The 15756-nt window shown below is 46.3% G+C and carries 16 protein-coding genes, 1 tRNA gene and 1 pseudogene; 10 read left to right on the top strand and 8 right to left on the bottom strand.

Annotation, left to right across the window (positions count from 1 at the left end):
• From QUB33_RS09185 to QUB33_RS09170, 4 genes and pseudogenes are all read right to left on the bottom strand, one after another.
• The coding region (locus QUB33_RS09185; RefSeq protein WP_333349650.1) for a ribbon-helix-helix protein, CopG family at positions 1 to 565 on the bottom strand (565 nt) is incomplete at its 3' end.
• A 231-nt stretch (positions 566 to 796) separates the two neighbouring features.
• Positions 797 to 940: pseudogene (locus tag QUB33_RS09180) on the bottom strand (HEAT repeat domain-containing protein); the annotation flags it as partial.
• A 182-nt stretch (positions 941 to 1122) separates the two neighbouring features.
• Positions 1123 to 1623, bottom strand: coding sequence for a HEAT repeat domain-containing protein (locus QUB33_RS09175; protein WP_333349648.1), 501 nt, complete (start codon positions 1621 to 1623; stop codon positions 1123 to 1125).
• Positions 1624 to 1914: 291 nt separating this feature from the next.
• Positions 1915 to 2817: a phosphodiester glycosidase family protein gene (locus QUB33_RS09170; RefSeq protein WP_333349646.1), complete on the bottom strand. Its 903-nt coding sequence runs from the start codon at positions 2815 to 2817 to the stop codon at positions 1915 to 1917.
• A gap of 71 nt (positions 2818 to 2888) precedes the next feature.
• On the opposite strand from QUB33_RS09170, the gene QUB33_RS09165 reads away from it, so the two are divergent.
• Both QUB33_RS09165 and QUB33_RS09160 read left to right on the top strand, forming a co-directional pair.
• Entirely contained in the window at positions 2889 to 3674 is a 786-nt protein-coding gene (locus tag QUB33_RS09165; protein ID WP_333349643.1) for a pentapeptide repeat-containing protein, read from the top strand.
• An 82-nt stretch (positions 3675 to 3756) separates the two neighbouring features.
• Entirely contained in the window at positions 3757 to 3909 is a 153-nt protein-coding gene (locus QUB33_RS09160; RefSeq protein ID WP_333349641.1) for a hypothetical protein, read from the top strand.
• Positions 3910 to 4113: 204 nt separating this feature from the next.
• On the opposite strand, the gene QUB33_RS09155 is transcribed toward QUB33_RS09160, so the two are convergent.
• Positions 4114 to 4198: transfer RNA gene (locus QUB33_RS09155), tRNA-Ser, on the bottom strand.
• Positions 4199 to 4412: 214 nt separating this feature from the next.
• Between QUB33_RS09155 and QUB33_RS09150 the strand changes: the two genes are divergently transcribed.
• The 8 genes from QUB33_RS09150 (at position 4413) to moeB (ending at position 11528) form a co-directional block, all read left to right on the top strand.
• Positions 4413 to 4781, top strand: coding sequence for a 2Fe-2S iron-sulfur cluster-binding protein (locus tag QUB33_RS09150; protein WP_190662974.1), 369 nt, complete (start codon positions 4413 to 4415; stop codon positions 4779 to 4781).
• A gap of 34 nt (positions 4782 to 4815) precedes the next feature.
• Entirely contained in the window at positions 4816 to 5331 is a 516-nt protein-coding gene (locus tag QUB33_RS09145) for a thermonuclease family protein (protein WP_333349637.1), read from the top strand.
• Between the two features lie 280 nt (positions 5332 to 5611).
• Positions 5612 to 6427 carry an inositol monophosphatase family protein gene (locus tag QUB33_RS09140; protein WP_333349635.1) on the top strand — a complete coding sequence of 272 codons (816 nt, stop codon included), beginning with the start codon at positions 5612 to 5614 and terminating at the stop codon, positions 6425 to 6427.
• A 101-nt stretch (positions 6428 to 6528) separates the two neighbouring features.
• Complete coding sequence (locus QUB33_RS09135) at positions 6529 to 7410, top strand: DnaJ domain-containing protein (protein ID WP_333349633.1); 882 nt, start codon at positions 6529 to 6531, stop codon at positions 7408 to 7410.
• Between the two features lie 450 nt (positions 7411 to 7860).
• Positions 7861 to 9096, top strand: coding sequence for an ATP phosphoribosyltransferase regulatory subunit (locus tag QUB33_RS09130; RefSeq protein WP_333349631.1), 1236 nt, complete (start codon positions 7861 to 7863; stop codon positions 9094 to 9096).
• Between the two features lie 144 nt (positions 9097 to 9240).
• Positions 9241 to 9468, top strand: coding sequence for an indolepyruvate ferredoxin oxidoreductase subunit alpha (locus tag QUB33_RS09125; protein ID WP_006635695.1), 228 nt, complete (start codon positions 9241 to 9243; stop codon positions 9466 to 9468).
• A 340-nt stretch (positions 9469 to 9808) separates the two neighbouring features.
• Positions 9809 to 10288, top strand: coding sequence for a M67 family metallopeptidase (locus QUB33_RS09120; RefSeq protein WP_333349628.1), 480 nt, complete (start codon positions 9809 to 9811; stop codon positions 10286 to 10288).
• 79 nt (positions 10289 to 10367) lie between these two features.
• Positions 10368 to 11528, top strand: a complete 1161-nt coding sequence (moeB, locus tag QUB33_RS09115; RefSeq protein ID WP_333349626.1) for a molybdopterin-synthase adenylyltransferase MoeB — start codon at positions 10368 to 10370, stop codon at positions 11526 to 11528.
• A gap of 47 nt (positions 11529 to 11575) precedes the next feature.
• Here moeB and QUB33_RS09110 read toward each other — a convergent pair whose 3' ends face one another.
• From QUB33_RS09110 to QUB33_RS09100, 3 genes are all read right to left on the bottom strand, one after another.
• Entirely contained in the window at positions 11576 to 13138 is a 1563-nt protein-coding gene (locus tag QUB33_RS09110; protein ID WP_333349623.1) for a hypothetical protein, read from the bottom strand.
• On the bottom strand, positions 13131 to 13499 hold the full coding sequence (locus QUB33_RS09105; RefSeq protein WP_333349621.1) for a hypothetical protein: 369 nt from the start codon (positions 13497 to 13499) through the stop codon (positions 13131 to 13133). Before QUB33_RS09105 ends, QUB33_RS09110 begins: the two co-directional genes overlap by 8 nt.
• 254 nt (positions 13500 to 13753) lie before the next feature.
• Positions 13754 to 15756: CHAT domain-containing protein (locus tag QUB33_RS09100; RefSeq protein ID WP_333349619.1), on the bottom strand; the 2003-nt coding region annotated here is incomplete at its 5' end.

The raw sequence follows: 15756 nt of genomic DNA, 5'->3' as shown, positions 1-15756 counted from the left end.
CCTGCAATTGGCTTTCGAGATTTTGCTTTTCGGTAGCTAATTGCTGCTGCAAAGAAGCGATCGAACTTTCGCGTTCACTCAACTGCTGCTGTAAAGTTTCGTAACTTGACTTCGCTACAGTTTCCTGCAATTGGCTTTCGAGATTTTGCTTTTCGGTAGCTAATTGCTGCTGCAAAGAAGCGATCGAACTTTCGCGTTCAGCTAACTGCTTCTGTAAAGCTTCGTAACTTTCTTGCAGCGGATTTGGCTGTACGTTCACCGAGTCCAATTGAGTTTCTGCCGTTCTAGCGTCATTAATTTCGCTTTCTTCGGCTGTTTCCCCTTCCAAGTCAGCGGCTTCTACCTCAGTTTCTTCACCTTTTTTCCAAGTGACAGTAACTTCCGTCTTGTCCTTAGAAATATCCAGAGCGCCTTGTGCCAAGCGTTCTAGGAGTTCCGACCTTGATATTCCGAGCTTGCGAGCGATCACGTTCAATCGATCGGCACTAGAAGAAGTCAGCGAAAGTCCGACTTTGACTTTGCTGTCTGAATTGGAACTAACTACATTGCGATTTTTTTTGACCATTGGCATTTTCCTCATGCCAACCTACACTTATTAGTATAGTGGCTGAAGCTTGTATTAAAATTAATTCTTGTTACTTACCAATTGTGCCAGCTTGCGTTCCCAATTGAACAAAAAGCCGTGAATGTATTCTTGGGTTCATTCCTCGCCGTAGAACCGCTTAAACATTCCCCGGGCCGGTTTTTTTTCGGCAAGATACCGCAGATAGCGCAGTTGAGCTTGTAAGCCCTTGTTTTAAAGCGAAGCTTCCAAAGTCGCACCTGCAACCCGATGATCTCGATCTTTTGCCAAATAGCTCACAGCAGCGCGAGCTTGAGGATTGTCAAATTTGCTCAGCGCGCGAGCAACTCGCAGCCGAATTCCCCAGTTATCCGAACTTACTAGAGGTAATAATTAGACCTCTTGCAAAATAATTTTGTGCTATAATGGAAAGTTTAGCCAATTTTATAATCTAGCAGGCTGGGCAAGTTTAAGGAGATGCCAATCAACCCAATAATTCAAACTTTGACCTAAACTTGAGCAAAGTTTTAAGCATAACACATATTTTTTTTGCAAGAGGTCTATTGCTGCAATGCCTCTTCTTGCTTCAGAGTATTTGCCAGCAGACCAAATCCGTCAATTGCTGCTTCCTGAACTGGTAAATCTTCGCCGCCAAGACCGATCGCACAAATTTCAAATACTGCATCAGGACACTGCATTTCGTACAGCGGAGCCATAATGCTGCGGCGGACGAGCCAATTGTCATCGCGGCGAAAAGCTTCGACTAAATGAGAAATTGCCTCGGTTCCGAACCTTGACAAAGAGTTAGCGGCTTCGGCGCGCACGTTCGGATCGCGATCGAACTGCATCATTTTTAACAGCGCCGCAAAAGCTTCCGCAGTTTGAATCTGCCGCAATCCCATCGCCACGAACGATCGCACCATAAACTCGCGATCGTCCACTTTGCTCAGCAACATCAATAGCGCCACCGCAGAATCGCACTTTCTCAGAGCCGTTACCCCCCGCAGCCTCTCTTGAGAATCCGAACTTTGCAGCGCTGCTTGGATTTCGCTAATTTCCATAAGGCAATTATAAATTTTTGTTACGTTTCTTTACAATTTTAGCAATTATTCCCGGATTTTGGGCAGATAAAAAAATTCACTGCTGAATAAGAAATTTTGTGGGTATTTAAGCGAATTTTTGTATTAGTAATGAAGGCAATCAGTAGCCTATTTATTTGAGTATGCGGAGGCATCATTTATTTTTTTTATAGGTTTTAAGAGCTGATTTTATAGAAGCTGCGGCTTGGGCGCAGTGCAGAATAGAATCATTTTCAAGCCCAATATTCGGAGAAAAAAGCGCAATTTAAAACCCTAATTCTCCCGCGCATAAAATCCTAAATGATTAGCAATTGGACGTTCCTGCATGGGGATTTTATTCTGAATCGGAGCATTCAAGAGTTTCGCTCCTGACGGGGATGCTACTGCAAAACTTACCGACCCGCCGCCATCTAAATTTAGCACTGTATCGGCTCCCAACTGCATCGAAATATCAGTTATTTCACTCAATTTCAGCCCTTCACTGTAAAGCCTCTGCTTGCCGTCTGCCAGAATTAACCACAACTTATCGCCTGTTTTGTCGATCGCCGCGACGGCACGGGGATATGGTTTATCCTGTGTGCGTTCTTTTTGACTTTGTGCTAGGGGTTTGCCATTTTTCACCAGCAAAGTATCTCCGGCAACTGCATAGGCTGTTCCCGCAGGACAAGTGCCGTTTTCGATTATTTGAGCGCGGTTTTTGGCATCAAAACAAAGGGCGGGAAAGCCTGAATTTGGTTGAGAATAAACTTGGCTTTTGGCAATGGCGTGTCCGACATTATTTACTCGATCGCCACTGCGGGGATAGTAATCCCAAGGTGCTTTCTCGATGCAGGGGTAAAAAAAATTGCCGTTGACTGCTAATTGCAATTTAAATTCTTTCAGAAATTCAGTAGCCGTGCGGGCATTGGTTTCTGTTAAATCGGGTGTTGGGTTTCCGGGAGTGACAAAAATTCCTATTCCCGGCGCTTTTAGGTCGATGCTAACAATGTGAATTAGGGTGGGACGCGGATTAGTCCGAAATTCCCTGCTGTAGGCTATTCCCCGAAAGAGCGATCGGGCTTCGTTTGTTTGTTGGGGACGCAAAAAGTAGGGAATGTTGTAGAGTAGTATTGGTGCGAGCAATATTCCGAGACCGAGAATCTGGCAAATTTGTTTGAGCGTGGGTCGATAAGTCATACCATTTTAGATGTGAGATCGGGGACGGTAACACTGACAGATTTATATATTTTCAAGCATTTTATACTAATATGAACAATTCGGATTCCCATAATTTTAGCAATCAAATTTTACGAAATCGATCGTTCCAAGGACAAGTTCTTAACGGTGCTGATTTCAGCGGTGCGGATGTTCGAGGCTGCAATTTTAGAAATGCTCAGTTAGCGGGTGCGAATTTTCTCGGTGCGAAAATCGGGCTTTCTCGGCGACAGAGAGCTGTTTTGAGTGGTGGGGCGAACGCGATTTGTTTGGTTGTGGGCGATGTTCTGACTCGACTGATTTTGGGAACTCAAGGACAAGTACCGGGCTCTGGCAGTTGGCCTTTTGTTCTGTTGCTGTACGGGGTTTTGAGCGCTGCTGGTTTCGCTTCGGCGATCGCCAGCAAACAGCCAAAAACCTCAAAAGCGGGTAGATTGGCACGAACAATTTCTGCTATTCTATCAGGAGCTTTGTTGGGATTTTTCTATGCTGGCACTGCAACTAATAATAATTCCCAGGCTGCTCTTGCTGGAATGTCGATCGGCGGGGTGTTAATGTTTTTTGTGAATTCCCGGATTCGTAGCCAATTTGCACAGGTGGCGATCGCATCGGCTGGAAGTGTGGCAACTTACGCAGCGGCTTTTTTGTTCAGTGCAACGGCGAGCGCTTTTCTGAGCACTCACAAACTGTTTTGGGGTATGTGTTTCGGTTTGCTGTCGCTGCTGTATCTTTGGTTTGCGTTTGTGTCTTTCTCGGCTATTGTTCGAGAGATTGGAAATGCTGAGGGTACTTCGTTCAGAGGGGCAAATCTCGCTGATGCTAAGTTCGACATACATTAGCTCAATCTAAAATCTAAAATTTAAAATCTAAAATTACCCGACTGATATTCAAACAGCAATTGCTCCAGCAGAAAGCGACGCTTTGCTGCAAACGACTAGAGAGCAAATGGCCCTCGCAACTTTTAATCCCAACGACAGCGAACTGCTCAAAAAGATGGTCGAATGTATGGGAGATTCGCAGGGAATGATGAGGCTGAGTTTAGCCGATACACCATATCGCTGGCGATTGGTGTAGGTCACTATGGTTTTCTACTATTGGCATTATATCTGGGTGTTTATTCTCGGCGCGATCGCCCGTAATTTACACTCAAAAATATAAAAGCGAGATCCCTTGATTTTTCTCAAAGAATTCAAGGGATCTCGCTAATAATCAAAGTATTTATCTCATCTCAGAGATTTTTTTTGCAAGCTGTTTTTTTTGCCTAAACAGCTTGTTTAACGGAGAGGGAGGGATTCGAACCCTCGTTAAGTTGCCCTAAACACACTTTCCAGGCGTGCGCCTTCAACCGCTCGGCCACCTCTCCAGGGCTAAATTCATTCATTTAGCCACAGCTAAACTATCTTAGCAGAACAAATCTGATTTGGGAAGGGGTAACGGCATAAATTTGCTGTTTAATATGGGTAGGGTGTGAAACGGGCAGGCTTGGGTTCTCCTCCCTGGGTCGCAAACCCATTCATTTCAAGGATATTGCCCCGCCAACCCCAATCTAAAATCTAAAATCTAAAATCTAAAATTCCATGACTAACTCTTACACAATTAAAATTCATAACAGACAGACAGGCGATCGCCACACCGTGCGAGTACCCGAAGACCGCTACATCCTGCAAAGCGCCGAAAACCAAGGAGTAGAATTGCCCTTTTCCTGCCGCAACGGCGCTTGTACCGCCTGTGCGGTGCGCGTCAACTCGGGAGAACTGCACCAGCCAGAAGCAATGGGGCTTTCGGTCGAACTGCAAAAAGAAGGTTATGCCCTGCTGTGCGTCAGCTATCCCCGTTCCAACATTGAGGTAGAGACGCAAGACGAAGACGAAGTGTACGAACTGCAATTCGGCCGCTACTTCGGCAAAGGTAAAGTTAGAGCCGGTTTGCCGTTGGATGAAGAGTGAGGCAATTTGATAAATTATCAACTACCAATTATCCATGCTTTATCGATTATGTGCGATCGCCCTTTGTCTGTTGCTAGCTAGCTGCCAAAAACCAGAAATTCCCCAAGGTACGATCGCCAAAGTAGAAAGGGCCATCAGCGGTCAAACAATCGAAGTTATCAGTACAGCCGACAAAATAGCCTTATTAGAACAAATCAGGCTGATTGGTATTGATGCGCCAGATTTAAAACAGCAGCCTTGGGGAGAAGCAGCCAAACAAAGACTAGAACAGCTAATTGGGGGAAAACAGGTATTGTTAGAATCAGACATCGAAGAGAAAGACCAGTTCGATCGCAAACTAGCCTACTTGTGGCAAGATAAAATTTTGCTCAACGAACAGCTAATCAAAGAAGGTTATGCCCTGGCATCAGTGCGATCGCCCAACACCAAATACCAGCAGCGACTCGTGAACGCTCAAGAATGGGCGAGACTCATGGGTAAAGGTCTGTGGAATCCAGAACGAGCCCTGCGCCAAACTCCCGCAGAATTTCGCCAGCAAAATCGGAAATAGTCAGTTGGGAATGGGGAATTGGGCATTGGGAATGGGGAATTGGGCATTGGGAATTGGGCATTGGGCATTGGTTATTTGTGGGAGTCATTGGTGATTGCTTATTCGTTCATAAGGTTTGTAGTGAGGAGTGAAGTCCTCAGCTCTAAAATCTACGAAAATAATGGCTTCAGTCCTTACTACGAACCTGTTTGATTGTGGGAGATTCACAAAACACGATCTAACAACTAACAACTGACAACTGACAACTGACAACTGACAACTAACAACTGACAACTAACAAATGACTGACAATCAACTGCAAAACTTCTTAGAAATAGCCACCGAAGCAGCCCTAGCCGCCGGTTCCGTCCTGCAATCTTTCTGCGGAAAATTAGAAAAGATTCAAGAAAAAGGCCGATCAGGCGATTTAGTGACAGAAGCCGACAAAGCCTCAGAAGTCGTCATCTTAGAAATTCTGGGCCGCCACGTACCCGACCACGCCATCCTCGCCGAAGAATCCGGCAAATTAGGGGATGCCAGTAGCAAATACCTGTGGGCGATCGACCCTTTGGACGGCACAACCAATTTTGCTCACCAATATCCTTTTTGGGCCGTGTCGATCGGACTTTTAATCGACGGCATACCACAAATTGGAGTAATTTACGACCCTTTGCATAACGAATTGTTTCGGGCAGGCAAAGGATTGGGAGCAACCTGCAACCGATCGCAGATCAAAGTTTCTCAAATCCCAGAATTGAGAACCAGCTTGCTAGTCACTGGCTTTGCATACGATCGGCGCGAAACAGCAGACAATAATTATGCCGAATTCTGTCATCTCACCCACCTCACCCAAGGCGTGCGACGCAGCGGTTCGGCATCCCTAGACCTCGCACACCTCGCCTGCGGGCGATCGGACGGATACTGGGAACGGGGACTCGCCCCTTGGGACGTAGCAGCAGGTGTAGTCATCGTCTCCGAAGCGGGAGGTCAAATTACAGCTTATGACGGCAGTGCCTTTGAGATGAACTCGGGTCGGATTTTGGCCACAAACGGCAAAATACACGCCGAACTCAGCAGCGCATTGCTAGCAGTTCCTCCCTTATCTTCTTGGAAGTAGCGCCCCCCAGCCAGATATCGGGGGTAGTACGGGGGTCACAACCCCTTGACTCAAGCTACATTAAAGAATAGTGAAAAGCCAGGAAAGGAAGAGTAAAAGTTATGTCTTTTGAAATGACAAAAGGGCTGTTCAAGTACGACTTTACTGATCAGCACGCAATTTTGGGAATTCCCTTAGACGCCGAGTTTAACGACATCCGCAAGCGCTACATGAAAATCGCCCGCCGCTTGCATTCGGATACTTGCTCTTTTGAAAGCCAAGCCGATAAAGATTGGGCTAACCAATTTTTGTCAAAAGTAGTCAATCCGGCCTACAACAAATTTTCCAAGGAAAGCGATCGCAAAGAATACAGCCTGCTATTAGCAGCCATCGGCAAGCGCGTTGTTAAAGAACAGGCGAAAATGCAAATCGAAAGCGAAGCAGCCAAACAGTTAGTTACCGCTCAAAATTGGGAAGAAGCTTACAAAACAGCAGTTAGCAAACTCGCTCTCAAGCAGTACGAATCAGTTAAGGAAACGCAAGAGGCGATCGATCAAATTAGCGAACTCAACATGGTTTACCTGCTGCGAAAAGAGCGCCAAACCCCAACCGACGTAAAAGCAGACCCCCCAACCCCAACCCCAACCCCAACCCCAACGCCTCCTCCGCCTCCTCGCAAAGACTCGCAGGCCGAGCCCTATTGCCGCCGAGCTCAAGGATTCATGAACAGCAAAAGTTACGCCAAAGCAATTATAGAGTTGAAAGAAGGCGTGAAACTCGATCCGAAATATAGCCCGGCCCACGCTTTGTTAGCAATGTGTTACCTTGAACAAAATCAAGCCACAATGGCAAAAATTGAGATGAACAAAGCTTTGGCATCAAATCCTGAAGAACCGACGGCTTTGGAGGTTAAGAAAAAGCTGGAACAAGCTGCAGCAAAAGCCAAAAAAGGTGACGAGAAACCAGGATTTTTTGCGAGTTTGTTTGGCGGGAAGAAGAAGTGAGAAGTTGTGAGTTGTGAGTCTTGAATATGTAGAAACGGGTGAACTGCTCAGCAGTGGAGTGAGCTAGCTCAAAAAAATCAAGACTTGGTGAGATCAAATCCGGTGACATCGGAATTATACCATCAGTGCGATCGTCCCGCGATCGCGGATGCTCCAGAAAGAACGGGACGATCGCACTGACGGGGAAAATGATTATTCCGATGCAAACGCAAACGATATGACGCCTTAATTTGTTAAAGTCGAATGTTAAGCTTGCCTTCTTCGACTTGAACACCGTCCCCCTAAAGCTAAGCTTCTAAGCCCCATCTAAAATCTAAAATCTAAAATTGATATGACACCTTAATTTGTTAAAGTCGAATGTTAAGCTTGCCTGGTTCGACTTTAACACCGTCCATAAAGCTAAGCTTCTAAGCCCCATCTAAAATCTAAAGTCTAAAATCTAAAATAGATATGGTTCACCAACCTCCATCCGGTGCAAGAGATTTATTGCCCCTTGACGTTGCTCAAAAAATTTCGATCGAACGGCGCTTGCAGCAGGTTTTTCACCGCTGGGGCTATCACCGGATTATTACTTCAACTCTAGAACGGCTGGAGACATTGATGGCTGGGGGCGCGATCGACCGATCAACCTTAATTCAACTGCAAGACGCCGAGGATGGAGAACTTGGTTTGCGGCCGGAATTGACAGCATCCATCGCCCGGGCGGCTGCAATGCGGATGGCGGGGACTCGCTGGCAGCCTCAGCGCCTCTACTACAACGCTAACGTGTTCCGCAAAGGCCCAGATACTGGCTCCGGCGGGCAACAGGAGTTCTATCAAGCTGGCGTAGAGCTCCTAGGCGCGGGGGGGGCGGTTGCGGATGCGGAAGTGCTGCTGCTGCTGTCTGAGTGCTTGCAGAGCTTGGAAATTGATGAGTGGCATTTGGTTTTGGGAGAAGCGGGCTTGACTGCAACATTGCTAGAACCGTTTCCGCCAAACGTGCGCCAAAAAGTTCGGGGGGCGATCGCCAATCTCGATCGAATTGCCTTGGAAACTTTGCCGCTGTCAACCGAATTGCGAGAAAGAGCACTGCTGTTATTTGACTTGCGCGGCCGCCCAGAAGAGGTGTTGCCAATTGTTGCCAAGCTGGATTTAGATTTGCCGCAGCAATCCGCGTTAAATAATCTCAAATCTGCGATCGAATTGCTGCACCAATGCCAGTCAAAAATTCCCAATCTAAAATCCCACATTCACCTCGATTTGAGTTTAATTCAAACATTTGACTACTACACTGGAATTGTGTTTGAAGTTGTCAGCAGCAGCAAGACAGGACAGCGAGTTTTAGGACAAGGGGGACGCTACGACCAACTGTTGGGACTGTTCGATCCGCAAGGGCAAAATTCCCCCGGCATCGGGTTTTGTCTGAATATTGAAGATTTGCACCAAGTTTTGCTGACAGAGGGGCAATTGCCCAGCCAGACGCCAGCTAGCGACTGGTTGGTTGTGGCTCAAACTCCTGAAGCTAGTGCCGCCGCGTTTGCTTACGCTCGCAAACTCCGAGACTCTACTCACCTAGTTCGGGTAGAAATAGATTTAGAGAGTCGGGAGACACCAGAGTCGGCGCGGGAATACGCGCGCGATCGACGAATTGCTCAAATTGCTTGGGTAAATGCCGAAGGATTGCCAACAATTGAAACGGTAAATTAGGCTAATTGGTAATTGGTAATTAGTAGTTGGTAATTGGTTAAAAATCACCCGATATGATATTATGTATCCTGCTGATTCAGAGAAGGTTTTGCCAATTACTAATTGCTAATTCCCTATCTACCTAAAATCTTTTGAGAGAACACTATGGCACACACTATTGTTACGAATATTTGCGAGGGAATTGCTGATTGCGTTGGCGCTTGTCCGGTTGCTTGCATTCATCCCGGCCCCGGCAAAAATGTCAAGGGTACTGATTGGTTTTGGATTGATTTTGATACCTGTATTGACTGCGGTATTTGTTTGCAGGTGTGTCCTGTCGAAGGGGCGATCGTTCCCGATGAGCGGCCTGAGTTGCAGCAAACTCCCTCTTAATTGCAACTTGATTGCAATTGAGGGCTAGATAGGTACATAAACTAAGGGGTAAGGTGCGCGACCCGGCGCACCCTACAGTAACTTTTTTATGAACCGCAGAGGGCGCAGAGGACACAGAGAAGAGAAGTGAGAAATAGTGGAAAAATCTAACGTTTAGATATCTAAGTGCAGGTAATTAATGAGGTTACTTTGGTAAGTTCTTTCTCTTCCCTTCTCTTGTCTTCCTACCCTTCTGAAACGGCTTCGCCGAACGTGTCCTTCGCGTCTTCGCGGTTCGTTTAAAAAAAAGCCCGATCGCACTTTACAAAAAAAACTACAATAAAATCTACAATAAAATCCTATGCAGCCGATCGCACTTTCCGACTCTCACATTTTATCCATCCGCACCCACGCCGAAAGCACTTATCCTGAAGAATGCTGCGGTTTGTTGCTCGGTCGAGTTACTGGCGATGTTAAAACTTTAGTGGAAGTTTGGCCGACTGAGAATGCTTGGAGTGCACAGGCCCAGGAGAATTGGCCTGAACAAAAAGGATTGACAGAACGACGCAGATATGCTATTAAACCCGAAGATATGTTGCGGGCGATGAAACATGGGCGCGATCGCAGTCTGGATATTATCGGTATATATCATTCTCACACGGATTCTCCCGCAGTGCCCTCAGAGTGCGATCGGACATTGGCATGGGCCCAATACTCTTATATCATTGTGTCCGTCCGACAAGGCTGTTCGGAAGACCTCCGCAGTTGGAGTCTTGACGGAGAGGGGAACTTTCAAGCAGAGGAAATTCGCCTAGTGGAACAGACTGAGATTAAGAAATAATTAGTAAAAATAACAAACACGTAAAAATGCGAAAGATTCAGATAGGATGTAATTCAAAATCTGCGCTACACACAATATCATGCTAAATCCTAATCTGGAGGAGATCCAGCTCAACAAACAAGAATACGAACGCTACTCTCGCCACCTGATCCTCCCAGAAGTTGGATTGGATGGGCAGAAGCGTCTCAAAGCTGCCAGTGTACTCTGCATCGGTACGGGAGGCCTCGGTTCGCCGTTGCTGCTGTATTTAGCAGCCGCCGGTGTTGGCCGCATTGGGATTGTAGACTTTGATGTTGTAGACCATTCCAATTTGCAGCGGCAAGTAATTCACGGCACTTCTTGGGTTGGGAAACCGAAGATTGAGTCGGGTAAAAATCGGATTTTAGAAATTAATCCTTTTTGCCAAGTTGATTTGTACGAGACTCGCGTTAGTTCCGAAAATGCGATCGACATTGCCACTCCTTACGATATCATCATCGACGGCACGGACAACTTCCCGACTCGCTATTTGATGAACGACGTTTCCGTGCTTCTAAACAAGCCGAATGTCTACGGTTCAATCTTCCGATTTGAAGGGCAAGCAACAGTTTTCAATTACGAAGGCGGCCCGAATTATCGCGATTTATACCCTGAACCCCCGCCTCCTGGGATGGTTCCTTCTTGTGCAGAAGGCGGCGTTTTAGGCGTATTGCCTGGAGTAATTGGCTGCATTCAAGCAACGGAAGCTATCAAGATTATCTTGGGTCAAGGCACTACTTTGAGCGGCCGATTGTTGCTTTACAATGCCTTAGATATGACGTTCCGGCAATTGAAATTGCGCCCGAATCCAGTGCGCCCGGTAATTGACAAGTTAATCGATTACGAAGAATTCTGCGGCTTTAGTAAAGTAGAAGCACAGCAACCGCAAATTCCTGAGATGACTGTCAAAGAACTTAAGGAGTTAATCGACAGCGGTGCGAAGGATTTTGTATTGTTAGATGTTCGGAATCCCAACGAGTATCAAATTGGTCAAATTCCTGGGTCGGTTTTGGTTCCTTTACCAGATATCGAACACGGCGCAGGTGTCGCTAAGGTCAAGGAATTGTTGAACGGCCACCGCTTGATTGCACACTGCAAAATGGGCGGGCGTTCTGCGAAGGCTTTGGGGATTTTGAAGGAAGCTGGAATTGAGGGGATTAATGTTAAGGGCGGAATTACTGCTTGGAGTGAAGAAGTAGACCCGTCTGTACCTCAATATTAAGGCTAATCTTTTTCTGGGGCGGGCGATTTGCCCGCCCGGAACCGGGATTATGAGGGCGGCAACTGTTTATTTCTATTTAGTAGATTCTTGAACTTACCTAGTAGATTCTTGAACTTTGCCCCCAACATAACCAAAAGCCAAACCCCAAACCCCGCACCGATACTAATCAACAATACGAAGGCAAAAGAATTAATTCCCACCTTCACGAAAGGCAAAGGCAAAGCAACAATTTGATTCGGCGGGTCTTGTTTAATTAAATAAGGAGAACTTCCAGCCACCACCCCGGCTACTCCCAAACCAAAGCCGACAGCTTGAATCGTTACCTCTAGTTTGGCATTCCGATAAGCTTCTTCGATCGCCACAATAGCTCTAATTGCCTCGGTTGCTTGGTCTAGCAAGCCGGAACCGTGTTTGAAATAGCCTAAATCTGCTTGAATCTGCCTTTGAAACTGCGGGCAAGTTTCTTTACTGAATGCTGCGAGGAAACTTAAATCTGCATCATTATCATTGTACTTTTTAGCTGCTTTGATGTCAAGACTTATTTGATTTAATTTATCCTGGTAATTTTGGGCGTTAATGGCGATCGTATTTTGGCGAAACTCCAAATCAATCAGCATTCGGGCATACTTCACAGCCCGAGGCGGCATCTCAATCATCTGAGTTTCCAGATATTTTAATTCTTCCTCCTTTAAACCCGCACCTTTCGATTGCTTCTGCTGAGCTTGATCTCGCTGCAAATACTTAAAAGTCTTGTCAATATCCAGTTCAATTTGTTTGTATTCCTCGCGAGTCACGGCGTAAAGCTTGCGGCTGTCGTGATAAGCGCGAAGAATCTTATTTCTGTACAAAAACAAATCCATAAAATCGCTGTAGCGCGTCTCATCCCAGATTTCATCAGTTGTCGGACTGTTGAAAAACCAGATAATAATGTGACAGTAACTATCGGGCTGACTCGGATTACCATACTCCAAAATAGGACTACCGAACAACTCGCCTTGACGGTAAAAATCCGGCTGGTTTTGACCAGAAATCAACTTTTCCAGACACTGTTTGCCTAAAGCTTGGAGAAACTGCGAATCTGCCCGCGCCGCCTGATTTTGTTCGACACTCAGCCAAGCTGTAAGCAGCAGAGTTTGCCCGAAATAACTCTGCACAAAATCCGGCAGCAAGCAGTTATCGGGATTAAATTCCTTGAAGATGCTAACATCGACAGCAGGTGTTTTAATGCCGTTAACTTTTTCGGGAACGCGAATTTGTAAACCCAAAGCGTAGCTGTCATCAATCCGCAGCGGTTGGGCAAAACCCTTGAGAGTAATTGGCTGATTATCGTGGGAAATATTCTTAGCAAAGGGGAGAGAATTCCGGTTGCCAACAACTTCTTTCTCTTTATTAATCAGGTTGACTCGCCATCCGGCAGGTTCGTCTTTTTTGGACAAGTAGCTGCCGTTGAATGCCTTACCGACTGCTAATTTAGTTTGCAAAATCTCATCGCACTTCTGCCACAAACTGGCGAATTCCACAGGGGAACTAGACTCTGATTCTAGGGGTTGGCAGAGGTGATAGGCAAACAAATAGACGTTGGGGGCATAGATTTTACTGTTTTCAGTCATTGTCTGTATTTGATTGATTCTCTGCATCGAGTTCTTTTTGAATTTTTTTGTAGCTATCTTCAATGCTTTGACGCAGAGTTTGGGTGATGTTAGTTAGTGGGTGATTGGTAGGTGGGGTGGGTTCGCCCGGATCGTCGATTTCTTTTTTGTTTTGGCCGGCCGCAATTTTTAATTCTTCTCCCAATTGATGACGGGCGCACCACTTGCTGATAGCCATAGCAATAGGAAACAATTGATCGTCTGCGAATTCTCCCATTTCTGTTTTTAATTCGGGTAAATCTTGCCATGCTGTCGGCATGAAAATACTCGGATTTTTGTGCAGCCATTGGAGAAAAGCATTGATAATTTTGTCAGGTTCCATTGTAATTACTCCCGTGATTAAAAAATATAGATTTGTAGGGGCGGGTTTCACCAACCATAATTGCCTGAAACAAACAATCTCAAAAACCCGCCCCCACCCAGCGAAAAATCATCATCTACATTTTAACATTCGATGCAAATTTCAGGTTGATGTGGGTTATTGGTGGGGTGGGGGCGGGTTTATCTATATTGTTGGTCATCGTTATATATTGTTTGTAAAACCCGCCCCTACAAAATCCTGATGGCACACCTAACTTAATATCCCGTTGCACAGAAGGCCGCCCAATATTTCGGATCGCTGAAAGGCTGTTCTTCATTCGAGTTAATTAACCACAATTCCGTACCTTGTTGCCATTTTTCATCTAAATTTAACAATCCTACCCAAACTCGCAAATCCTCCATACTCACCCCGCGCATCCAGTTTTGCGCCGCATTCAAAGCCAGGGCTACTGAATCTGCATCCGGCAATTCCTGATAAAATTTAATCATCAAAATTGCCGTGGCAAAATCATCGACAGCCCACAGACTGCTGACAACACTCATGCTACCCGCATACAAAAAACCGCTGGGTAAACCAATGTATTCATCCGTCATTGCGGTTGAGGTGGTTAACCCGGTTTCGCAGGCGGAAAGTGTGACCAGACTGCACTGCGGTAACTGCAATTCGGCAAAGATTTCTCGCAGGGTGAGGCATTTTTCTGGGATGGCTTTTCTGCCGCTGCGTAGGGTGACATAGCGCTGTTTTTCAGCGGGCTGATTTGACTCTGGGGGCGGGGGTGAGGTTTGCGGTTCCAGGGAACCGGCTAAGACTAGGGATGACAGCAGCGGATAGTCAAAGTTGAAGCTGCCGTGACAGGAAAAGTGCAGGTAGTTGGCGTTTGAGAGGTTTTCTCGGTTTTCGTTGAGGGCGGTTTTTGTGGCTTGTTTTTTGAGTAAAATTTGATGCGGATTGAATCGGGTTTTGATGGTTTCTACTTCCATGTCGGCGTTGAATAAATCTTCGGTGGGATTCTGGAGGGCGAAGAGTTGTTGCTGATTTGGTGGGGGGGAGTTTCTGCTGGTGATGCGATTTTTTACGAGTTCCAGCAGTTGCAAGCTGGGGGCGTATTTCACGCCTGCGGGGAAGCTGTCGAGGAGGTAGCCGCGAAAGTTGGTTTTTTCTTGAAATCGGGTTTCTGAGGTGAATTGTAGGGCGTGGAGGGGGAATAGGTGCAGGTAGCGGTGGGGTACTAGGATTAGTTGTTTGCAGTTGGGGGAGATGTGGGCGATTATCTCGTTTAGTCGCAGGATTTCTGAGAGTGTTTCGAGTTTTTGGGATAGGGTTTTTTGCCAGGTTTTATTGGTATTTTGGTTGCGGTATTCGTCGAGATAGTTGTTTTTCCAGGTTTCTAATTCGGCTATTTCGGTTGTGGTATATGTGACTGGTTTTATGCTGTCGCGGGTGATGATGAAGGCCGATCCGCCCCAGCTATCCTCGGAGTTGGAGTTATTGCCGATGTACCATTCTACGATTGCTGTTTCGGTGTCTAAGGTTTGTTGGAATTTGGTGATGTCGATGGGTTCGACTTTTTGAGTTAGGGAGAATTCTGGTTCTCGCTGTTTTATCTGTTCCAGCAGTTGTGCTAGTTGCTGTGAAGTTGTTTCTAATTTGGCTTTTTGTTGTTGGAAATATTCGGGGCTGAGGCTGCGGGTTTGGGTTGTGCGTTGTGAGGGAGAGTCTTCGGGAACCTCCCCCGGCCCCCCGTTGGTAAGGGGGGGAGAAAGAGGGGGAGGAGATGGGGTTTCTGTTTCTAGGAGTTGTTGGGAGGCGGCGATTTGGCGGCGCAGGTTTTGGAGTTGCTGTTTCTCGGTTTCGGTGGCTGTTTTGGGGTAGATTTCGCTGTTGGTGAAGAGTTCGACTAGGTAGCGGGATTTGCTGCGTTCGATTGTTTGCAGGGCTTTGTCATATTGTTGGTGATTGATGCAGGATTGCATCATTTTTTCGTAGACATCGAGATTTTCTTCGATGATTTCTCGTTTGCGTTTGTCGGATGTTATCCACTCGCGGCTTTGTTCGACTGCTTCGATGGCTTTTTCGTAGCCGAATATGGCTGTTTCCCACAAACTTTCTGCAAATCCTAATTTGCCTAGATTTCTACCTGTTTCCAAACAGTAAATTGGCCTAGCGGTGGGAGTGCGAACTTCTAAAGCTGCTTCATAAAATGCGATCGCCCTTTCGATATTCTCACCCCGTTCTCCTTTGATTCTGTCACGGTAAG

Source organism: Microcoleus sp. B3-A4 (genome assembly GCF_036705385.1).
In the GTDB taxonomy this organism is placed as follows: Bacteria; Cyanobacteriota; Cyanobacteriia; order Cyanobacteriales; family Microcoleaceae; genus Microcoleus.
This window is presented reverse-complemented; position numbering and strand designations above follow the sequence as displayed.